The organism is Stutzerimonas stutzeri, assembly GCF_000219605.1.
Lineage (GTDB): Bacteria > Pseudomonadota > Gammaproteobacteria > Pseudomonadales > Pseudomonadaceae > Stutzerimonas > Stutzerimonas stutzeri.
Genome location: NC_015740.1, coordinates 3,021,359 through 3,040,707, shown reverse-complemented (window position 1 = coordinate 3,040,707; position 19,349 = coordinate 3,021,359). Strand labels below are relative to the sequence as shown.

Below are 19,349 nucleotides of genomic sequence, written 5' to 3'. Positions count from 1 at the left end.
TCCCGGCGCCCCATGTGCGATATGCCAAGTGCGGTACCACGCGCAGCATGCCGCAGGCGCAGGGCCGCAACGGTGCTGTCGGCCTGTGCCCCATCGAATTCTGATACGAGAAGCGAACACCACCATGATGCGCAGTCACTATTGCGGCCAGTTGAACGAAAGCCTGGACGGTCAGGAAATCACTCTTTGCGGCTGGGTACATCGCCGTCGTGACCATGGCGGGGTGATCTTCCTCGACGTTCGCGATCGCGAGGGGCTGGCCCAGGTGGTTTTCGATCCCGACCGCGCGGAAACCTTCGCGACGGCCGACCGCGTACGCAGCGAGTACGTGATCAAAGTGACCGGCAAGGTGCGCCTGCGTCCGGCCGGTGCGGTGAATCCGAACATCGCGTCCGGCGCCATCGAGGTGCTGGGTTACGAGCTGGAGGTGCTCAACGATGCGGAGACTCCGCCGTTCCCGCTCAACGAGTACAGCGATGTCGGTGAAGAAACTCGCCTGCGCTACCGCTTCATCGACCTGCGTCGCCCAGAGATGGCCGAGAAGCTGAAGCTGCGCTCGCGCATCACCGCCAGCATCCGTCGCTACCTCGACGAGAACGGCTTCCTCGATGTCGAAACGCCGATCCTTGGCCGTCCGACGCCCGAGGGTGCTCGTGACTATCTGGTGCCGAGCCGCACCCATGCGGGCAATTTCTTTGCCCTGCCGCAGTCGCCGCAGCTGTTCAAGCAGCTGCTCATGGTGGCCGGCTTCGATCGCTACTACCAGATCGCCAAGTGCTTCCGCGACGAAGACCTGCGCGCCGATCGTCAGCCCGAGTTCACCCAGATCGACATCGAGACCAGCTTTCTCGACGAAGCGGACATCATCGGTATCACCGAGGGCATGATCCGCAAGCTGTTCAAGGAAGTGCTGGATCTGGAGTTTGGTGAATTCCCGCACATGCCGTTCGAAGAGGCCATGCGTCGCTATGGCTCGGACAAGCCAGACCTGCGCATCCCGCTCGAGCTGGTGGACGTTGCCGATCAGCTCAACGCGGTCGAGTTCAAGGTGTTCTCCGGCCCGGCCAGTGATCCGAAAGGTCGCGTGGCCGCCCTTCGTGTGCCGGGTGCCGCAAGCATGCCGCGCAGCCAGATCGACGACTACACCAAGTTCGTCGGCATCTACGGCGCCAAGGGCCTGGCCTATATCAAGGTCAACGAGCGCGCCAAGGGCGTCGAGGGGCTGCAGTCGCCGATCGTCAAGTTCATCCCGGAAGACAACCTCAACGTGATCCTCGACCGCGTCGGCGCGGTCGATGGCGATATCGTCTTCTTTGGTGCCGACAAGGCCAAGATCGTCTCCGAGGCGTTGGGCGCGCTGCGCATCAAGCTCGGCCATGACCTCAAGCTGCTGACCTGCGACTGGGCGCCGCTGTGGGTCGTCGACTTCCCGATGTTCGAAGAGAACGATGACGGCTCGCTGAGCGCACTGCACCACCCGTTCACCGCGCCGAAATGCACACCGCAGGAGCTGGAGGCCAACCCCAGCGCTGCGCTGTCGCGTGCATACGACATGGTGCTCAACGGTACCGAGCTAGGCGGCGGCTCCATCCGCATCCATCGCAAGGAAATGCAGCAGGCGGTATTCCGCATTCTCGGCATCGACGAGGCCGAGCAGGAAGAGAAGTTCGGCTTCCTGCTCGATGCGCTGAAGTTCGGTGCGCCGCCGCACGGCGGTCTGGCCTTCGGCCTGGATCGCCTGGTCATGCTGATGACCGGCGCGCAGTCGATTCGCGAAGTCATTGCCTTCCCGAAAACCCAGAGCGCTGCGGATGTCATGACCCAGGCGCCTGGCGCGGTGGACAACAAGGCACTGCGCGATCTGCATATCCGCCTGCGCGAGCAGCCAAAGGCGGAGTAAGCGCTACCCGAAGCCTGGTTCTGCCAGGCTTCTTCGTCTTGCGACTCCGGTCGTACGGGCGTCAAGGCGATAACCGTTTCCCGGCTGGCGATCCAGCGGTTGGCGAACGGTTGTCGGGATTTCTGATTCAGTCGAAGAATGGAGTGAGTTATGGCTGGTCATTCCAAATGGGCCAACATCAAGCACCGCAAAGAGCGCCAGGACGCCAAGCGGGGCAAGATCTTCACCAAGCTGATCCGCGAACTGACCGTGGCGGCCAAGCATGGCGGCGGTGTCCCGGCGGACAACCCGCGCCTGCGCCTGGCGGTGGACAAGGCGCTGACGGCCAACATGTCGCGCGAGGTCATCGACCGTGCCATCGCCCGCGGCGCTGGCTCGAACGAAGCCGACAACATGACCGAGCTGAGCTACGAGGGCTACGCGCCGAGTGGCGTGGCGATCATCATCGAAGCCATGACGGACAACCGCAACCGCACCGCCGCGGAGGTGCGTCATGCCTTCAGCAAGAATGGCGGCAACCTCGGTACTGACGGTTCGGTGGCCTACATGTTCGATCGCAAGGGGCAGATCAGCTATGCACCGGGCGTCGACGAGGATGCGCTGATGGAGGCTGCGCTGGAAGCCGGCGCCGACGACGTGGTCACGCAGGAAGACGGCTCGGTCGAGGTGTATACCAGCTTCGCCGATTTCCTCTCGGTCAACGAGGCGCTCACAGAAGCCGGTTTCAAGGGGGACGAGGCGGAAGTGGCGATGATTCCGTCGATCATGGCGCCCATCACCGATGTCGAGACCGCACAGAAGGTCCTGCGTCTGATCGATGCGTTGGAAGATCTGGATGACGTACAGAACGTCTATCACAACGCCGAAATTGCCGATGAGATCATGCAGCAGCTGAGCTGAGCCATGTCGCTGGAAGGAACCGGAGGTCGCAGTCGCGCTTCCGGTTTTTTATGGTTCGGCGTGGCGTCGAAGAAGCGTTGGGATGTGATGACGCCAGTGGCGTCGGGGCAGGCGCCTCCGTATACTCGTCACTGGATAAATAGACAGCACGGCCAAGGCATGACGCTGATTTTGGGTATCGATCCGGGCTCTCGAATCACCGGCTACGGCGTCGTCCGAGATACCGGTCGTGGTTGCGAGTACGTCGCTTCGGGCTGCATTCGCACCGGCAGCGGCGAGCTGTCGGAGCGCTTGCGCGCCGTGTTCAGTGGCGTCAGCGAAGTCATTCGCACCTATGGTCCGGTGACCATGGGAATCGAGCAGGTGTTCATGGCCCGTAACGCCGATTCGGCGCTCAAGCTCGGGCAGGCCCGCGGTGCTGCCATCGTCGCGGGGGCCGAGGCGGGACTGCAGATCGCCGAGTACACCGCCACGCAAGTCAAGCAGGCCATCGCCGGCACTGGCGGTGCGGACAAGCAGCAGGTGCAGATGATGGTCATGCATCTGCTCAAGCTGCTGGAGAAGCCGCAGATTGATGCCTCGGACGCCTTGGCCATCGCCCTGTGCCATGCGCATCACCGGCAGAGCCTGGTCCCTCATGGGCTGATCGGCGCCAAGCGAAGAGGCGGGCGGCTGCGGCTGTAGCCTTGCGAATAGGACCCGGCATCGTCGGGCACTGGAGGAAGCAGGTTTGATCGGACGTTTGCGCGGCACGCTGGCGGAAAAGCAACCGCCTCACATGATTCTCGACGTCAACGGCATCGGCTATGAAGTCGAGGTGCCGATGACTACGCTTTATCGCCTGCCAGCGGTCGGCGAGCCGGTGACTCTGCACACCCATCTGGTGGTGCGTGAAGACGCGCAGCTGCTTTATGGGTTCGCCGAGAAACGCGAGCGTGAGCTATTTCGCGAGCTGATCCGGCTGAACGGCGTGGGACCCAAGTTGGCTTTGGCGCTCATGTCGGGGCTGGAGGTCGATGAGCTGGTGCGGTGCGTTCAGGCGCAGGATACCTCGGTGCTGGTGCGCATACCTGGTGTCGGCAAGAAGACCGCCGAACGACTGCTGGTTGAGTTGAAGGACCGCTTCAAGGCGTGGGAAAGCATGCCGGCCATCGCAACCCTGGTAGTTGAACCTGGCAGCAAAACGGCAGTCACAAGCGCCGAGAATGATGCGGTCAGCGCTTTGATTTCCCTGGGCTTCAAGCCCCAGGAGGCCAGCCGGGCAGTGTCCGCCATACAGGAAGAGAATTTGAGCAGTGAAGAGATGATTCGCCGCGCCCTCAAGGGCATGGTGTAAACCATGATCGAAGCGGATCGTATCGTCACGGCCAGCAGTCGCGATCGCGACGAGCAGTTGGATCGCGCCATTCGCCCCCTGAAGCTCGCGGAGTACATTGGCCAGCCGGTCGTGCGCGAGCAGATGGATCTATTCATCCGCGCCGCGAAAGGGCGCCAGGAAGCGCTCGACCATACTCTGATCTTCGGTCCGCCCGGGTTGGGCAAGACCACCCTGGCGAACATCATTGCCGAAGAAATGGGCGTGTCAATCAAGAGTACTTCTGGTCCTGTCCTCGAGCGGCCGGGCGACCTGGCCGCTTTGCTGACCAACCTGGAAGCCGGCGACGTGCTGTTCGTCGATGAGATCCATCGCCTCTCGCCGATCGTCGAGGAGGTGCTGTATCCGGCGATGGAGGACTTCCAGCTCGATATCATGATCGGCGAAGGGCCGGCGGCGCGTTCGATCAAGCTCGATCTGCCGCCGTTCACCCTGGTCGGCGCCACGACGCGGGCCGGCATGCTGACCAATCCATTACGCGACCGCTTCGGTATCGTCCAGCGTCTGGAGTTCTACTCCACCGAGGATTTGGCCACGATCGTCAGGCGGTCGGCCGGAATCCTCGGGCTGCCAACCGAACCCGAGGGCGCGTTTGAGATCGCCCGTCGCGCGCGCGGCACGCCGCGCATCGCCAATCGTCTGCTGCGCCGGGTTCGTGACTTCGCTCAGGTGCGCGGCAAGGGTGAGATCACCCGGCAGATCGCTGACCTTGCGCTGAACATGCTGGATGTCGATGAGCGCGGGTTTGATCATCAGGATCGTCGCCTGCTGCTGACGCTGATCGAGAAGTTCGATGGTGGCCCGGTGGGCATCGACAGCCTTGCCGCGGCGATCAGCGAGGAGCGCCACACCATCGAGGACGTGCTCGAGCCATACCTGATCCAGCAGGGCTACATCATGCGTACGCCGCGTGGTCGCGTGGTGACGCGCCATGCCTATCTGCACTTCGGCCTCAACTTGCCCAAACGCATGAACGAGCCGCCGACGCCGGACCTGTTCGAAGGCGACATAGTTTGAAGAAAATATTGTTCTGTTACCCGATTGGCATTTGCAGGGCCGAGCACTAGTATGCGCGCGCAAGCCGGAGCTGAAATCTTCACCCACCGCTGTCGAGTCTATTACGAGGACACCGATGCGGGTGGCATCGTCTACTACGTCAACTACCTCAAATTCATGGAGCGAGCTCGTACCGAGCGGTTGCGCAGCCTGGGATTCGCCCAGTCGCAGCTAGCCGGTGAGGACTTGCTGTTCGTCGTGCATTCGGTCGAGGCGCGTTATCGAGCCCCGGCGCGCCTGGATGACGAGCTGCTGGTGACCGCCGAGGTGGTCGAGCTCAATCGTGCCAGCCTGCGTTTCCGTCAGCAGGTGCGGCGTGCGGTCGATGACGTTCTGCTGTGTGAAGGGCAGGTCCTCGTGGCCTGCGTACGTGCCGAAAGTTTGAAACCCCGAGCTATTCCCGAAGCGCTGCGTGATGCCTTCGCTGGCTTGGGTCTATCCCCTGCAGGAGAGTAAGCGTGGAAGCCAACGTCGATCATATGTCCATGTGGAGCCTGATCAGCAACGCCAGCTTCGTGGTGCAGCTGGTCATGCTGATACTTGTAGGCGCTTCGGTGACCTCATGGATCCTGATTTTCCAGCGCGGCAACATGCTGCGCGCTGCCAAGCGGTCGCTGGATGCCTTCGAAGAGCGCTTCTGGTCGGGCATCGATCTGTCCAAGCTGTATCGCCAGGCAGGCAGCAATCCCGACCCTGACTCGGGTGTCGAGCAGATCTTTCGCGCCGGTTTCAAGGAATTTTCCCGGCTGCGCCAGCAGCAGGGCGTAGATCCGGACGCCGTGATGGACGGTGTCAACCGCGCTATGCGGGTCGCCATTTCCCGTGAAGAGGAAAAGCTCGAGCAGAGCCTGCCGTTTCTCGCCACCGTCGGTTCCACCAGCCCTTACATCGGTCTGTTCGGTACCGTCTGGGGGATCATGAACTCCTTCCGTGGTTTGGCTCAGGTGCAGCAGGCCACGCTGGCCACCGTGGCGCCCGGCATCGCCGAAGCCCTGATCGCTACAGCGATCGGTCTGTTCGCCGCAATTCCGGCGGTGATTGCCTACAACCGCTTCTCGGCTCGTGGCGAGATGCTCATCGGCCGTTACTACACCTTCGCCGATGAGTTCCAGGCCATCCTGCACCGCAAAGTTCACACCACCGAAGACTGAGGCCCACGGCCATGGCCAGAATCCGCAACAGACGCAAGCCCGTCGCCGAGATGAACGTGGTGCCCTACATCGATGTGATGCTGGTGCTGCTGGTCATCTTCATGGTGACGGCGCCGATGCTTAACCAGGGCGTCAAGGTCGATCTGCCCAAGGTCAGCAGCGAGGCCTTGCCGCAGGACAACGACAAGCAGGTGTTGACCATCTCCATCAAGGCCGACAAGACCTATTACTGGAACGTTGGCAGCGAAGTCGACACCGAGAGCAAGGGTAATGAGGCGGTCGCGCTGGAAGACATGACCCGCGCCGTGGTCGCCATCATGCGTCAGCGTCCGGACACTCAGGTGTTCATCCGCGGTGATCGCGCCGTTGACTACGGGGCGGTCATGGCCGCCATGGGTGGCCTGCAGGAAGCCGGCGTGGGCAATGTCGGCCTGATCACCGAGGCCCCTTGATGCAACAGCGTGACTCGTCACCTTCGCAGAGCTATTTCTGGCCGACCGTGCTGGCGGTCGGCCTGCACGTCATCATCTTCGGCATGCTGTTCGTCAGCTTTTCCATGACGCCCGAGCTGCCGCCATCCAAGCCGATCGTGCAGGCAACGCTTTATCAGCTGAAGTCCCAGAGCCAGGCGACCACGCAGACCAACCAGAAGATTGCCGGCGAGGCGAAGAAGACGGCTGCCAAACAGTACGAAGCCGAGCAGATGGAGCAGCGCAAGATCGAGCAGCAGAAGCAGGCTGCGGCGAAGGCTGCGGAACAAAAGAAGGCCGAGGAGGCTCGAAAGGCCGAAGCGGCGAAAGCCGCTGCCGATAAGGCCGCTGCGGCCAGGAAAGCCGAAGAGGCGAAGAAGGTAGAGCAGCAGAAGCAGGCCGAGATCGCGAAGAAGAAGGCCGCCGAGGAGTTGGCCAAGAAGAAGGCGGCTGAGGAGGCCAAGAAGAAGGCCGCCGAAGAGGCCAAGAAGAAGGCGGCGGAAGAAGCCAAGAAGAAAGCGGCAGCCGAGGCGGCCAAGAAGAAGGCCGCCGAAGAAGCCAAGAAGAAGGCCGCGGCGGAAGCAGCGCGCAAGGCTGCCGAAGACAAGAAGGCCCAGGCACTGGCAGAGCTTCTGTCCGATACCACCGAACGCCAGCAGGCGATGGCCGATACCCATGGCGATCAGGTTGCCGGCAACTTCGATGATCTGATTCGGTTGCGCGCGGCAGAAGGCTGGACTCGTCCGCCGTCTGCACGGAACAACATGACGGTACAGCTGCAGGTAAACATGCTGCCTGATGGCACCATCACCAATGTCAGTGTGTCGAGATCGAGCGGTGACGTACCGTTCGACAACTCTGCGGTTGCCGCAGTCAAGAACATCGGTCGGCTGACTGAAATGCAGGGCCTGAGCCCGCAGGAATTCCAGCCTTACCGGTCATTCAAAATGACATTCACGCCTGAGGATCTTGCGTTGTGATCAACTCCCTTCGAGGTCTACTTGTCCTGCTCTGCTGCCTGGCAGGCATTGCAGTGGCGCAGGAGAAAAACATCGTCGTTACCAGCGGCGCCGATCGCGCCATCCCCATTGCCGTCGTCCCGTTCGGCTGGCAGGGCGGTACCGTACTTCCAGAGGACATGGCGGAGATCATCGGTAATGACATGCGCAATACCGGCATCTTCCAGCCGATTCCACGGCAGAACATGATCAGCATGCCGACCCGTGGCAGCGAGATCATCTATCGCGACTGGAAAGCGCTGGGTGCGCAGTATGTGATGGTGGGTAACATCGAACCCGCTGGCGGCCGGCTGCAAGCGCGCTACGAAGTGTTCAACGTGACCACCGAGCAGCAGGTGATGAGCGGCACTGTCGGCGGTTCGCCGGACCAGCTGCGCGATATGGCGCACCATGCGGCGGATCAGTCGTTCGAGAAGCTGACAGGCATCAAGGGCGCGTTCTCCACTCGTCTGCTGTATGTCACGGCCGAGCGGATGGGGGGCGCCAATACCCGCTACACGCTGCAGCGTTCGGACTATGACGGTGCGCGGGCGGTAACCCTGTTGCAATCGCGCGAGCCGATCCTCTCGCCGCGTTACTCGCCCGATGGCCGCCGTATAGCCTATGTCTCGTTCGAGCAGAAGCGTCCGCGCATCTTCGTGCAGCACATCGACACCGGCCGCCGTGAGCAGATCACCAATTTCGAAGGGCTGAATGGTGCCCCGGCATTTTCTCCGGACGGCAATCGACTGGCGTTCGTGCTGTCCAAGGACGGCAACCCGGAGATCTATGTAATGGATCTCGGTTCGCGTCAGCTGCAGCGCCTGACCAACCACTACGCCATCGATACCGAACCCTTCTGGGGCGCTGATGGTCAGACCATTTATTACACGTCCGACCGGGCAGGCAAGCCGCAGGTCTACAAGCAGCGTCTGGGTAGCAACTCGGCCGAGCGCGTAACCTTCGTCGGCAACTACAACGCCAACCCGAAACTCTCGGCTGACGAGAAGACGCTGGTCATGATTCACCGTCAGGATGGCTACACCAACTTCAAGGTTGCCGCCCAGGATCTGCAGCGCGGCAACCTGCGGATACTTTCGGATACCAGTCTGGATGAGTCTCCCACTGTTGCGCCTAATGGCACCATGCTAATCTACGCCACCCGCCAGCAGGGCCGGGGAGTCTTGATGCTCGTGTCCATCAACGGACGCGTTAGGCTCCCGCTTCCAACAGCTCAAGGCGAAGTCCGAGAGCCGTCCTGGTCCCCTTACCTGAACTGATGCGGTATCAACGCTTTTTAACCAAAAACACACCTGGGGTTGTTACACATGGAAATGCTGAAATTCGGTAAGTTCACCGCTCTGGCTCTGGCCATGGCTGTTGCTGTCGGTTGTTCGTCCAAAGGCGGCGACGATTCGGGCGAAGGTTCGGGCGCGATCGATCCGAATGCCGGTTACGGTGCTGATTCGGGTGCCATCGACGGCAGCATGAGCGAAGAAGCCGCTCTGCGCGCCATCACCACCTTCTACTTCGAGTACGACAGCTCCGACCTGAAGCCGGAAGCCATGCGCGCTCTGGACGTTCACGCCAAGGACCTGAAAGGCAACGGCGCTCGCGTCGTTCTGGAAGGCCACACCGACGAGCGTGGTACCCGTGAGTACAACATGGCTCTGGGCGAGCGTCGTTCCAAGGCCGTTCAGCGCTACCTGGTTCTGCAGGGCGTTTCCCCGGCTCAGCTGGAACTGGTTTCCTACGGCGAAGAGCGTCCGGTTGCCATGGGCAACGACGAGCAGTCCTGGGCTCAGAACCGTCGCGTCGAACTGCGTAAGTAATTCGTCATGCGCAAGTACCGCCACGCTCTGACTTTTACAGTGCTCGGCCTGCCGCTGATGGCGGTGGCTCAAGTGCCGGTTGTGGATTACGAACAGGGTGACGCCAGTGGCGGCTCCGGTTATTCCACGGCCGCGCCGAGTGGTGACGGTGCCTATGCCGGAGGTGGAGCTGCTGCTCCATCTTCGGCGCAGGGCATGCTCTTCATGCAGCTGCAGCAGATGCAGGAAGAGATCGCGCAATTGCGCGGCATGCTCGAGGAACAACAGAATCAGATCCAGCGCCTGCAACAAGAGGGGCTGGAACGTTATCAGGATCTTGATCGGCGCTTGTCCAGCGGGCCCGCGGCGTCCAGTAAGGCGTCCAGTAATCAGTCGGCGCCGTCGCGCGAACCGGCGGCTGCGGGCGGTGCCGGTGCATCCGCTGCCTCGTCCGGACAGTCGCAGAGCGCTTCGGGTGATCCGGCGCAAGAGAAGCTCTATTACGACGCCGCGTTCGACCTGATCAAGGCAAAGGACTTCGACAAGGCCAGCCAGGCTTTCGCTGCATTCCTGCGCAAGTATCCAGATAGTCAGTACGCTGGCAATGCGCAGTATTGGCTGGGTGAGGTCAATCTGGCCAAGGGCGATCTGCAGGGTGCGGGCCAGGCTTTTGCCCGCGTCAGTCAGGCTTATCCGCAGCACAGCAAGGTGCCGGACTCGCTTTACAAGCTGGCCGATGTCGAGATCCGCATGGGCAATCGCGATAAGGCCCAGGGGATCTTGCGCCAAGTCATCGCGCAGTACCCGAATACGTCCGCGGCGCAGTTGGCACAGCGCCAGCTCAATCGCTGAATTCGCCTGCGTTAACGAACGAAACCCGCCCACAGTGCGGGTTTTTTCGTTAGAATCGCTGCCCCTATTTCCCGCAACGGAGGCGGATGGCCTGTTTAGCCGTCACGCCCGTGGCTGATATGACCCTGCGAATTACCGAGATCTTCTACTCGCTGCAGGGGGAGACGCGCACCAGTGGATTGCCCACGGTGTTCGTTCGCCTCACCGGCTGTCCCCTGCGCTGTCAGTACTGCGATACCGCCTATGCGTTCAGCGGCGGAGAGCTCATAACCCTCGATGCCATCCTGGAGCGTGTCGCTGCCTACAATCCGCGTTACGTCTGCGTGACAGGTGGCGAGCCGCTGGCTCAGCCCAATTGCGTGCCGCTGCTGCAGCGACTTTGCGATGCGGGGTACGAGGTTTCACTGGAAACCAGCGGCGCGCTCGACATTTCCCCGGTGGATGAGCGCGTCAGTCGGGTGGTGGACCTGAAAACCCCAGGCTCGGCGGAAGTCGGACGCAACCGCTATGAGAACATCGTCCATCTCACCCGCAACGATCAGGTGAAGTTCGTCATCTGCTCCCGGGAGGACTACGACTGGGCCGTGTCCAAGTTGATCGAGTACGGGCTGGACCGGCGGGCCGGCGAGGTCCTGTTCTCCCCCAGCCATGGTCAGGTCGATGTCCGCGCGCTGGCGGACTGGATCGTCGCGGACAACCTGCCGGTACGGTTGCAGCTCCAGCTGCACAAGATCATCTGGAACGATGCGCCTGGCCATTGAGCATGGCGCCCATCAATCGTTTTGAAGGTAAAACGCGGAAATGAACGAGAAGAAAGCAGTCATCCTGCTCTCCGGTGGGCTTGATTCGGCGACCGTCGTGGCCATGGCGCGCGCCCAGGGCTATGCCTGCTACACCATGAGTTTCGATTACGGCCAGCGTCATCGGGCGGAGCTGCAGGCCGCCGAACGGGTCGCGAAGCAGCTGGGGGTCGTCGAGCACAAGGTCATCGGACTGAACCTTAACGGCATCGGCGGCTCGGCATTGACCGACGCCAGCATCGATGTGCCGGAGGCGCCCGGTGAGGGAATTCCCGTGACCTACGTACCGGCGCGCAATACCGTCTTCCTGTCGCTGGCGCTTGGCTGGGCCGAAGTGCTGGGGGCTCGCGACATCTTCATTGGCGTCAATGCGGTGGACTATTCCGGTTACCCCGATTGCCGGCCGGAGTTCGTCGCGGCCTTCGAGCGGATGGCCAATCTTGCCACCAAGGCCGGGGTCGAAGGGCAGGGGTTCCGCATTCAGGCGCCGCTGCAGAACCTCAGCAAGGCGCAAATCGTCCGGGAGGGAAGTCGACTGGGCGTCGATTATGCGATGACGGTTTCGTGCTATCAGGCGGATGACGACGGTCGCGCCTGTGGCAAGTGCGACAGCTGCAGATTGCGTTCGGCTGGTTTTGCCGAGGCTGGCCTGGCCGACCCGACACGCTATTTCTGAGGCCGGCATTCTCGGCGGGGCGTCTGCCTACGTCACTGCCTAAGGCTAAATTTTTTCAAAAAAAAGTTTGTTTTCATCAATCAAATCAGTATCATGCGCCCCGCATCGGGTCGTTAGCTCAGTTGGTAGAGCAGTTGGCTTTTAACCAATTGGTCGTAGGTTCGAATCCTACACGACCCACCATATCGCTCCTTGGAGCAGGAAAAGCCGGAGGCCACTAGGTCGTCCGGCTTTTTTATATCCGCAGTTTTTGTGGCGCTTCGCTTGAGTCGTACATTCGACCATAAGCGACGTTTTTCTCTACGACCTTAGTAGATGGCTCAAGCGTTTTTAAACGTAATAGACTGCGACCTTCCTGATTGTCCGTTGGTTCGAGGCTCAAATGTATTCTGATCGCATCCGCTTGTCCTCTCTGCAGAACAAGGTCATGAGCGCCCAAGAGGCTGCTTCCCTTATTCGCGACGGCATGACCGTTGGCATGAGCGGCTTCACCCGCGCGGGCGAAGCCAAGGCCGTACCCCTTGCGCTGATCGACCGTGCCAAGGACGAGAAGCTGCAGATCAGCCTGGTGACCGGTGCCAGCCTGGGTAACGATCTCGATGGCAAGATGGCTTCCGCCGGCCTGCTGGCCCGCCGCATGCCGTTCCAGGCCGACCCGGTACTGCGCAAGGCGATCAACGCAGGTGAGGTCATGTTCATCGACCAGCACCTGTCGCACACCGTGGAGCAGATGCGCAACCATCAGATCAAGCGTCCCGATGTCACCATCGTCGAGGCGCTGTGCATCACCGAACAGGGCCACATCGTGCCGACCACCTCCGTGGGCAACTCGGCCAACCTGGCCATGTTTGCCGACCAGGTGATCATCGAGCTGAACCTGGCGCACAACCTGAACCTTGAAGGCCTGCACGATATCTACTTCCCGGGCGAGCGTCCGAATCGTGGCCCGATCCCGCTGACCAAGGTCGATGACCGTCTCGGCAGCGCAGCTATTCCGGTCGATCCGGCCAAGATCGCTGCGATCGTGATCACCAATCAGCCTGACTCCTACTCCACCGTCACGCCGCCGGACGAAGAAACCCAGGCCATCGCCAACCACCTGGTCGAGTTCTTCAAGAGCGAAGTGGCTGCCGGTCGCATGGCCAAGAACCTCGGCCCGATGCAGGTCGGTATCGGCAACATCGCCAACGCCGTAATGTGTGGTCTGATCGACTCGCCGTTCGAAGACCTGGTGATGTATTCCGAAGTACTGCAGGACTGCACCTTCGAACTGATCGACGCCGGTAAGATGACCTTTGCTTCCGGTTGCTCCATCACGCTCTCCGAGCGTTGCAACGATCGCGTGTTCGGTAACCTGGAGAAGTACAAGGACAAGCTGGTGCTGCGTCCGCAGGAAATCTCCAACCATCCGGAGCTGGTGCGCCGTCTCGGCATCATCGGCATCAACACCGCGCTGGAGTTCGACATCTACGGTAACGTCAACTCCACCCACGTGGGCGGCACCAAGATGATGAATGGTATCGGTGGTTCGGGCGACTTCGCGCGTAACGCCCACCTGGCCATCTTCGTGACCAAGTCGATCGCCAAGGGTGGCAACATTTCCAGCGTCGTACCGATGGTTGCTCACGTCGACCACACCGAGCACGACGTGGAGATCCTGGTGACCGAGCAGGGCCTGGCAGACCTGCGTGGCCTGGCTCCGCGCGAACGTGCGCGCGTGATCATCGACAACTGCGTGCATCCGTCCTACCGCGATGCGCTGAACAAGTACTTCGAGGATGCCTGCAAGAAAGGCGGCCAGACCCCGCATCTGCTGGGTGAGGCCATGCAGTGGCACATCAACCTGGAAGAACGCGGTCACATGCTCAAGGGCGAGTGATCCAAAGAAACCGCCGGCGCCCGCCGGCGGTTTTCGTTTGGGGCTGCGAAGGCCAGCCCCTGTGTCCGATGCTTTCCCTTTTGCCGATGCATCGGCTAGTATTCCTGCCCCGTCGAATGGCAGGAGCCTCGTCCGAATCCTGCTCCTTCCGTCTTATCGACAAGCCCGACTTTACCGTTGCCGCCGAGCTACCTGGCGCTTCGTGCAATCCCGTGTTGGCAGGACCCGCGACCATGACGCAGATACCCGAACGCATCCTTGTGCAGGCACACCTGGCGGCGAAGCAGCCCCAGCCGCTGACGCCTGAGCAGGAGGCAAAGTTGCGCAGCGAGATCGCTGCCGAGTTGAAGCGCCAGGATGCGGTGCTGGTGGCGCACTACTACACCGATCCGGTGATCCAGGCGCTGGCCGAAGAGACTGGCGGCTGCGTTTCCGATTCGCTGGAAATGGCACGTTTCGGCAACGAACACCCCGCGCAAACGGTCGTGGTGGCTGGCGTCAAGTTCATGGGGGAAACGGCGAAGATCCTCAATCCGGAAAAGCGCGTGCTGATGCCGACGCTGGAGGCAACCTGTTCGCTTGATCTCGGCTGTCCAGTGGATGAGTTCTCGGCGTTTTGCGACCAGCATCCCGAGCGCACCGTGGTGGTCTATGCCAATACCTCGGCAGCGGTGAAGGCACGTGCCGACTGGGTGGTGACATCCAGTTGCGCGCTGGAGATCGTCGAGAGCCTGATGGATAACGGCGAGAAGATCATCTGGGCACCGGACAAGCATCTGGGCAATTACGTGCAGCGCGAAACCGGTGCGGACATCCTGCTGTGGGATGGCGCCTGCATCGTGCACGAGGAGTTCAAGGCCAAGCAGCTGGCGGACATGAAGGCGTTGTATCCGGATGCGGCAATTCTGGTTCATCCCGAATCACCGCAGGCGGTTGTCGAGCTGGCCGATGCAGTGGGTTCGACCAGTCAGCTGATCAAGGCCGCGCAGACGCTGCCGCAGCAGACCCTTATCGTGGCGACCGACCGCGGAATCTTCTACAAGATGCAGCAGCTGTGTCCGGAGAAGACCTTCATCGAAGCGCCGACGGCGGGGCAGGGCGCGACCTGTCGTAGCTGTGCGCATTGCCCGTGGATGGCGATGAACACGCTCGAGCGCACCCTGGAATGCCTGGGCACCGGAAGCAATGAGATTTTCGTCGACCCGGCGCTGATTCCGCGGGCTGTGAAGCCGCTGAAGCGAATGCTCGATTTCACCCAGGCGGCACGCTTGAAGCAGGCCGGTAACGCCTGAGCCCTTCGAGAGCGGCGGATACGCACTCGACCGCGTCAACCGAGGCCACGCTTTTTCGAGCGTGGCTTTTTCATTGGTATGGTCTGTAGGGGTGTCGCGTGCTGCTTATCAACGCAGCATGTCCTCGACCATGCGCTTCTCTTCGATCAGCTGCTTCTGCCTGGCGTCGATTCGCGCGGAAATCTGGAAGTTGCTGGCGCGGCGCTTGGCCAGGTTGAGCTGCTCGATGCCCTGATCGTAGTCGCCGACCAGCGCAAAGTATTCGGCGCGCGCCTGATGCAGGCCGACAATGTTTCCGCTAAGGCCCCGGACCTCTGCGACCTGGTACCAGATGTCCGGGTCCCGCCGGCGCTGCTCGGCGAGTTTGTCCAGCTCGCGTTCGGCTTGTTGGGTCTCGCCCCGCTCCATCAACAGGTCGATATGCATCTGGCGCACCGGGTAGTTACCCGGATACAGCTGCAGCAGGCGCTGTAGTCGGGTCTGCGCCTGCTGCAGGCGATTGGCTGTTATGTCGAGCTCGACCTGTGCCAGATTGTAGGTGAGGTCATCCGGAGCCTTGGCCAGCAGCGGCTCCAGGCTGCTGGCCGCATCGGCGAGCTGCCCGGCTTTCATCTGCGCCAGCGCCAGTCCGTAACGGGCGGCGTCCATCTCGGGGTTCTCATCGAGCATTGCGCGGAAACGCTTGGCTCCGACGCCGGGTGTGCTTTCGAACTTGAGTTGGGTACGCGCCCGCATCAACTGGTAGCGCAGGCTGTCCTGAGTGCCGCCCTGCGCATATTGCTCGGCTCGGTTTGTGGTGTCTGCGATGCGCGATTCGCTGACCGGGTGGGTCAGAAGGAACTCCGGTGGCTTCTGGTCATAGCGGTACTGCCGCATCAGCCGGCCTAACATCGATGGCATGGCGCGTGGGTCATAACCGGCGCGTTCGAGGTTGACGATGCCGATACGGTCGGCCTCCTGCTCGTTCTGCCGGGAGAAGCGACGCTGGGCCTGGATGGCTGCGGCCTGGGTGGAAACGATGGCGGCGATGCCCGCATCGCCGGCCCCGGCTGCGGCTGCCACGACGCCGGCGAGCATGGCGGCCATCATCGGCAGCTGCATGCGCTGCTGGGCTTCGAGGCCGCGAGCGAAGTGTCGCTGTGAGAGGTGAGCCAGTTCGTGCGCCATCACCGAAGCGTACTCGGCTTCGGTCTGCGCATGAATGAACAGGCCACCATTGACCCCGATGATGCCACCGGGTGCGGCAAAGGCGTTTAGCTGCGGGCTGTCGAGCAGGACGAATTCCAGACGTCGATCCTGTAGCTGGCTGGTTTCGGCCAGGCGGTACACGCTGTTCTCGACGTAGTCCTTGAGCTGGGGGTCGGAAAGCTGCTTCACCTGCCCCCGCAGCAGGCTCAGCCAGGCGCGCCCGAGCACATGTTCCTGTTCCGGCGACACGATGCCCGAGCTGGCGTCGCCGAGCGAAGGCAGGTCGTTAGCCAATGTCGGTTGCACAAGCAGGCAGGTGAGCGTGAGCAGGGCGGGGCGCAGCAGTTTCATCCAGGCAGGCTCGTTGAAGTGAGAACGGCTACTGTAGCCTTGACCTTGGCTGGCTGGCCAGAGCCCCGGTGCGCTAGGTATGCTGCGTGGCTTTGCTGAGGAGGCGAACCATGAGTGAAGGTCGACCACTATCGCCCGCGTGCGATGCCGAGCTGGACGCCGTCGGCCTCGACTGCCCGATGCCGCTGCTCAAGGCCAAGCTGGAATTGAATCGCCTGCCCAGCGGGGCGGTACTCAAGGTTGTCGCCAGCGATCCTGGCTCGCAACGGGATTTTCGCAGTTTCGCCAAGCTGGCCGGCCATGCGCTTCTACATGAAGAGGTCGAGGATGGTCTTTATCGTTACTGGCTGCGCAAGGCCTGACGGTTCGCTTCGAGGAAATACATGATCAAGGTATTACGCGGTTGGATGCAGCGTTACTTCTCCGACGAGGAGGCGGTTGTTCTCGCTGTTCTGCTGTTCCTTGCATTCGCGATCGTCCTGACACTTGGCAAGATGCTGGCGCCGGTGCTGGCCGGACTGGTGCTGGCGTTCCTGATGCAAGGGCTGGTGGGTGCCATGGAGCGTCGGCGGGTGCCGCACCTGCTTGCGGTCTGGCTGGTATTTCTGATGTTCGTCGGGGTGCTGGTGGTGTGCACGCTGTTCATCGTGCCGCTGCTCTGGCAACAGGTGCTGACGCTATTCAACGAGCTGCCGCGCATGCTGGTGGAGTGGCAGTCGCTGCTGCTGTTGCTGCCGGAGCGTTATCCGCAACTGGTGACCGAGGAGCAGGTGCTGCGCGGCATCGATTTCATGCGTGGCGAGATCGGCCGCTACGGCCAGCTGGTGCTGACGTCTTCACTGTCGAGTCTGCCGCTGCTGATCGGGCTGATGATCTATCTGGTGCTGGTGCCGATTCTGGTGTTCTTCTTTCTGAAGGATCGCGAGCAGATCAGCAACTGGATCAAGGACTACCTGCCACGCGAGCGCGGCCTGATCACTCAGGTCTCTCAGGAGATGAACCTGCAGATCGCCAACTACATTCGGGGCAAGGCGATCGAGATCCTGATCTGCGCCGTGGTCTCGTACGCCGTCTTTGCCGCGCTGGGGCTCAATTACGCGGCACTGATGGCGATGCTCGTGGGCGTCTCCGTCGTGGTGCCCTACATCGGGGCTACCGTGGTCACCATTCCCATAGCGCTGATCGGGATATTCCAGTGGGGTCTGGGCGACCAGTTCTTCTACCTGATGGTGGCCTACGCCATTATCCAGACTCTGGATGGCAACGTCCTGGTGCCGTTGCTGTTCTCCGAGGCGGTGAATCTGCACCCGGTGGCGATCATCTGCGCGGTGCTACTGTTCGGTGGGCTGTGGGGGTTCTGGGGGGTGTTCTTCGCCATCCCCTTGGCGACCCTGTTCAAGGCCGTGTTGTATGCCTGGCCGAGGGAGCCGGCGACCGTGGTGGTCGAGCCTGGCGAATGATGGGAAAGGCTGGCGCGGCGCCAGCCTTTATTGTTTCTACGCGTGGTTCAGTGCCTGGGCGGCCTGGAGCACGGCCTCGACATGGCCGGGCACCTTCACGCCGCGCCATTCCTGACGCAGTACGCCGTCGCGGTCGATGAGAAAGGTGCTGCGGTCCACGCCGAGATACTCCTTGCCGTAGAGTTTTTTCAGCTTGATCACATCGAACAGCTGGCAGAGCTGCTCGTCCTTGTCGCTGATCAGCTCGAAGGGAAAGCCCTGCTTGGCGCGAAAGTTCTCGTGGGTTTTCAGGCTGTCGCGCGAGACGCCAAAGACCAGGGTGTTGGCCGCGAGAAACGCCTGATGGAGATCACGAAAACCCTGACCTTCGGTCGTACAGCCCGGTGTGTTGTCCTTCGGATAGAAATACAGCACGACCTGCTTGCCGGCCAGCGACGCGAGGTCGATCGACTGGCCGCTGGTAGCCTGGGCCTGGAAGGGTGGAATCGGTTGGTCGATTGCGACTGCCATGTTGCCTCCTGATCTCAAGGGTTCTGCGGACGCCAGGGTTCGATCAGCGCATCGAGGTTGAGCGCGTCGGCAAAGTCGAGAAACTGATCGCGCAGCCAGCTGATCTGCGTGCCTGCAGGCAGGGTGACGGTCAGGGTGGCGTTGAGCATGGTGCCGCCGGTCTGTGGGGCCTGGTAGGTGTCGCAGGTCAGGCTTTCCAGTTCGACGCGGTGGTCGATGAAGAACTGGCACAGCTCGTTGAGGATATCGGGGCGGAAGACTGCGCTCACATAGGCCACATAAGGCAAGGCCTGCGGGCGGCTTTCCAGCGCTTCGCTACGAACGACATTGGCCGTGAACGCATGCTTCTTCGCGAGCCCCGGCAGCGTGGTTTCCATCCGGGCGAGAGCATCCCAGCTACCACCGACTTCCAGAACCAGTGCGCTGCACTGGCCATGACGCGTCAGGCGAGTGCTGACGACCGCGCAGCGATTCTCGTTGGCGGCGCGGCAGAGCACATTGGTCAGCTCCATCGGGTTGGCGCCCAGGGCGCTGATGACGAGAAATTGTTCGCGGGGGAGAGGGGGGGTGGACATGCAGCATTCCTGGCGGTGGTGAATCGGTCGGCCAGCCAAGCCGAAAACGGCTAAGGGTAGCGAAAAGCGAGGGCAGAGGGAATGCACGCCTCACATGGCGGGCTC

The 19,349-nt window shown here is 61.6% G+C and carries 21 protein-coding genes and 1 tRNA gene; 19 read left to right on the top strand and 3 right to left on the bottom strand.

Annotation, left to right across the window (positions count from 1 at the left end; translation table 11 throughout):
* Positions 1 to 124: 124 nt before the first annotated feature.
* The 17 genes from aspS (at position 125) to nadA (ending at position 15,160) form a co-directional block, all read left to right on the top strand.
* Positions 125 to 1,900 (top strand): aspartate--tRNA ligase, encoded by a 1,776-nt coding sequence (gene aspS / locus PSTAB_RS14080; protein WP_013983437.1) that lies wholly within the window; start codon positions 125 to 127, stop codon positions 1,898 to 1,900.
* Positions 1,901 to 2,050: 150 nt separating this feature from the next.
* Positions 2,051 to 2,800 (top strand): YebC/PmpR family DNA-binding transcriptional regulator, encoded by a 750-nt coding sequence (locus PSTAB_RS14075; RefSeq protein ID WP_011913914.1) that lies wholly within the window; start codon positions 2,051 to 2,053, stop codon positions 2,798 to 2,800.
* A gap of 159 nt (positions 2,801 to 2,959) precedes the next feature.
* A complete protein-coding gene (gene ruvC / locus PSTAB_RS14070) occupies positions 2,960 to 3,484 on the top strand; it encodes a crossover junction endodeoxyribonuclease RuvC (protein WP_011913913.1) in 525 nt (174 codons plus the stop codon).
* A 46-nt stretch (positions 3,485 to 3,530) separates the two neighbouring features.
* On the top strand, positions 3,531 to 4,136 hold the full coding sequence (gene ruvA / locus PSTAB_RS14065) for a Holliday junction branch migration protein RuvA (RefSeq protein WP_011913912.1): 606 nt from the start codon (positions 3,531 to 3,533) through the stop codon (positions 4,134 to 4,136).
* 3 nt (positions 4,137 to 4,139) lie between these two features.
* A complete protein-coding gene (gene ruvB / locus PSTAB_RS14060) occupies positions 4,140 to 5,192 on the top strand; it encodes a Holliday junction branch migration DNA helicase RuvB (protein ID WP_011913911.1) in 1,053 nt (350 codons plus the stop codon).
* Between the two features lie 51 nt (positions 5,193 to 5,243).
* Positions 5,244 to 5,687 carry a tol-pal system-associated acyl-CoA thioesterase gene (gene ybgC, locus PSTAB_RS14055; RefSeq protein ID WP_013983436.1) on the top strand — a complete coding sequence of 148 codons (444 nt, stop codon included), beginning with the start codon at positions 5,244 to 5,246 and terminating at the stop codon, positions 5,685 to 5,687.
* A 2-nt stretch (positions 5,688 to 5,689) separates the two neighbouring features.
* Complete coding sequence (gene tolQ, locus PSTAB_RS14050; protein ID WP_013983435.1) at positions 5,690 to 6,382, top strand: protein TolQ; 693 nt, start codon at positions 5,690 to 5,692, stop codon at positions 6,380 to 6,382.
* Positions 6,383 to 6,393: 11 nt separating this feature from the next.
* Positions 6,394 to 6,834: a protein TolR gene (gene tolR / locus PSTAB_RS14045; protein WP_011913908.1), complete on the top strand. Its 441-nt coding sequence runs from the start codon at positions 6,394 to 6,396 to the stop codon at positions 6,832 to 6,834.
* Positions 6,834 to 7,832, top strand: coding sequence for a cell envelope integrity protein TolA (tolA, locus tag PSTAB_RS14040; RefSeq protein WP_013983434.1), 999 nt, complete (start codon positions 6,834 to 6,836; stop codon positions 7,830 to 7,832). The genes tolR and tolA overlap by 1 nt, the downstream gene beginning before the upstream one ends.
* Positions 7,829 to 9,130 (top strand): Tol-Pal system beta propeller repeat protein TolB, encoded by a 1,302-nt coding sequence (gene tolB, locus PSTAB_RS14035; protein ID WP_013983433.1) that lies wholly within the window; start codon positions 7,829 to 7,831, stop codon positions 9,128 to 9,130. The genes tolA and tolB overlap by 4 nt, the downstream gene beginning before the upstream one ends.
* A gap of 48 nt (positions 9,131 to 9,178) precedes the next feature.
* On the top strand, positions 9,179 to 9,682 hold the full coding sequence (gene pal, locus PSTAB_RS14030; RefSeq protein WP_011913905.1) for a peptidoglycan-associated lipoprotein Pal: 504 nt from the start codon (positions 9,179 to 9,181) through the stop codon (positions 9,680 to 9,682).
* A 6-nt stretch (positions 9,683 to 9,688) separates the two neighbouring features.
* Entirely contained in the window at positions 9,689 to 10,513 is an 825-nt protein-coding gene (gene ybgF / locus PSTAB_RS14025; RefSeq protein ID WP_013983432.1) for a tol-pal system protein YbgF, read from the top strand.
* A gap of 119 nt (positions 10,514 to 10,632) precedes the next feature.
* Positions 10,633 to 11,274, top strand: a complete 642-nt coding sequence (gene queE / locus PSTAB_RS14020) for a 7-carboxy-7-deazaguanine synthase QueE (protein WP_041771797.1) — start codon at positions 10,633 to 10,635, stop codon at positions 11,272 to 11,274.
* A gap of 40 nt (positions 11,275 to 11,314) precedes the next feature.
* Complete coding sequence (queC, locus tag PSTAB_RS14015) at positions 11,315 to 11,989, top strand: 7-cyano-7-deazaguanine synthase QueC (protein WP_013983430.1); 675 nt, start codon at positions 11,315 to 11,317, stop codon at positions 11,987 to 11,989.
* Positions 11,990 to 12,096: 107 nt separating this feature from the next.
* Positions 12,097 to 12,172: transfer RNA gene (locus tag PSTAB_RS14010), tRNA-Lys, on the top strand.
* Between the two features lie 199 nt (positions 12,173 to 12,371).
* Positions 12,372 to 13,868, top strand: a complete 1,497-nt coding sequence (locus tag PSTAB_RS14005) for an acetyl-CoA hydrolase/transferase family protein (protein WP_013983428.1) — start codon at positions 12,372 to 12,374, stop codon at positions 13,866 to 13,868.
* Between the two features lie 233 nt (positions 13,869 to 14,101).
* A complete protein-coding gene (gene nadA / locus PSTAB_RS14000; protein ID WP_013983427.1) occupies positions 14,102 to 15,160 on the top strand; it encodes a quinolinate synthase NadA in 1,059 nt (352 codons plus the stop codon).
* Between the two features lie 108 nt (positions 15,161 to 15,268).
* Here nadA and PSTAB_RS13995 read toward each other — a convergent pair whose 3' ends face one another.
* Entirely contained in the window at positions 15,269 to 16,699 is a 1,431-nt protein-coding gene (locus PSTAB_RS13995) for a M48 family metalloprotease (RefSeq protein ID WP_013983426.1), read from the bottom strand.
* Positions 16,700 to 16,809: 110 nt separating this feature from the next.
* Here PSTAB_RS13995 and PSTAB_RS13990 point away from each other — a divergent pair, with 110 nt between their 5' ends.
* Entirely contained in the window at positions 16,810 to 17,061 is a 252-nt protein-coding gene (locus tag PSTAB_RS13990; protein ID WP_013983425.1) for a sulfurtransferase TusA family protein, read from the top strand.
* Between the two features lie 21 nt (positions 17,062 to 17,082).
* The gene (locus PSTAB_RS13985) at positions 17,083 to 18,159 is read left to right on the top strand and encodes an AI-2E family transporter (protein WP_013983424.1); all 1,077 of its coding nucleotides are present in this window, start codon (positions 17,083 to 17,085) and stop codon (positions 18,157 to 18,159) included.
* 36 nt (positions 18,160 to 18,195) lie between these two features.
* On the opposite strand, the gene PSTAB_RS13980 is transcribed toward PSTAB_RS13985, so the two are convergent.
* Together PSTAB_RS13980 and PSTAB_RS13975 are read right to left on the bottom strand one after the other, a co-directional pair.
* Positions 18,196 to 18,669: a peroxiredoxin gene (locus tag PSTAB_RS13980; protein ID WP_011913896.1), complete on the bottom strand. Its 474-nt coding sequence runs from the start codon at positions 18,667 to 18,669 to the stop codon at positions 18,196 to 18,198.
* A gap of 14 nt (positions 18,670 to 18,683) precedes the next feature.
* On the bottom strand, positions 18,684 to 19,244 hold the full coding sequence (locus PSTAB_RS13975) for a glycine cleavage system transcriptional repressor (RefSeq protein ID WP_013983423.1): 561 nt from the start codon (positions 19,242 to 19,244) through the stop codon (positions 18,684 to 18,686).
* Between the last annotated feature and the right edge of the window lie 105 nt (positions 19,245 to 19,349).

What these genes read in the sequence shown, in the direction of transcription:
- ruvC (WP_011913913.1), top strand. Translation starts at nt 2,960, where the DNA reads ATGACGCTGATTTTGGGTATCGATCCGGGCTCTCGAATCACCGGCTAC.
- PSTAB_RS14005 (WP_013983428.1), top strand. Translation starts at nt 12,372, where the DNA reads ATGTATTCTGATCGCATCCGCTTGTCCTCTCTGCAGAACAAGGTCATG.
- PSTAB_RS14075 (WP_011913914.1), top strand. Translation starts at nt 2,051, where the DNA reads ATGGCTGGTCATTCCAAATGGGCCAACATCAAGCACCGCAAAGAGCGC.
- PSTAB_RS13975 (WP_013983423.1), bottom strand. Translation starts at nt 19,244, where the DNA reads ATGTCCACCCCCCCTCTCCCCCGCGAACAATTTCTCGTCATCAGCGCC.
- tolR (WP_011913908.1), top strand. Translation starts at nt 6,394, where the DNA reads ATGGCCAGAATCCGCAACAGACGCAAGCCCGTCGCCGAGATGAACGTG.
- PSTAB_RS13990 (WP_013983425.1), top strand. Translation starts at nt 16,810, where the DNA reads ATGAGTGAAGGTCGACCACTATCGCCCGCGTGCGATGCCGAGCTGGAC.
- PSTAB_RS13995 (WP_013983426.1), bottom strand. Translation starts at nt 16,699, where the DNA reads ATGAAACTGCTGCGCCCCGCCCTGCTCACGCTCACCTGCCTGCTTGTG.
- queC (WP_013983430.1), top strand. Translation starts at nt 11,315, where the DNA reads ATGAACGAGAAGAAAGCAGTCATCCTGCTCTCCGGTGGGCTTGATTCG.
- ybgC (WP_013983436.1), top strand. Translation starts at nt 5,244, where the DNA reads ATGCGCGCGCAAGCCGGAGCTGAAATCTTCACCCACCGCTGTCGAGTC.
- queE (WP_041771797.1), top strand. Translation starts at nt 10,633, where the DNA reads ATGACCCTGCGAATTACCGAGATCTTCTACTCGCTGCAGGGGGAGACG.
- ruvB (WP_011913911.1), top strand. Translation starts at nt 4,140, where the DNA reads ATGATCGAAGCGGATCGTATCGTCACGGCCAGCAGTCGCGATCGCGAC.
- pal (WP_011913905.1), top strand. Translation starts at nt 9,179, where the DNA reads ATGGAAATGCTGAAATTCGGTAAGTTCACCGCTCTGGCTCTGGCCATG.
- PSTAB_RS13980 (WP_011913896.1), bottom strand. Translation starts at nt 18,669, where the DNA reads ATGGCAGTCGCAATCGACCAACCGATTCCACCCTTCCAGGCCCAGGCT.
- PSTAB_RS13985 (WP_013983424.1), top strand. Translation starts at nt 17,083, where the DNA reads ATGATCAAGGTATTACGCGGTTGGATGCAGCGTTACTTCTCCGACGAG.
- tolA (WP_013983434.1), top strand. Translation starts at nt 6,834, where the DNA reads ATGCAACAGCGTGACTCGTCACCTTCGCAGAGCTATTTCTGGCCGACC.
- ybgF (WP_013983432.1), top strand. Translation starts at nt 9,689, where the DNA reads ATGCGCAAGTACCGCCACGCTCTGACTTTTACAGTGCTCGGCCTGCCG.
- nadA (WP_013983427.1), top strand. Translation starts at nt 14,102, where the DNA reads ATGACGCAGATACCCGAACGCATCCTTGTGCAGGCACACCTGGCGGCG.
- aspS (WP_013983437.1), top strand. Translation starts at nt 125, where the DNA reads ATGATGCGCAGTCACTATTGCGGCCAGTTGAACGAAAGCCTGGACGGT.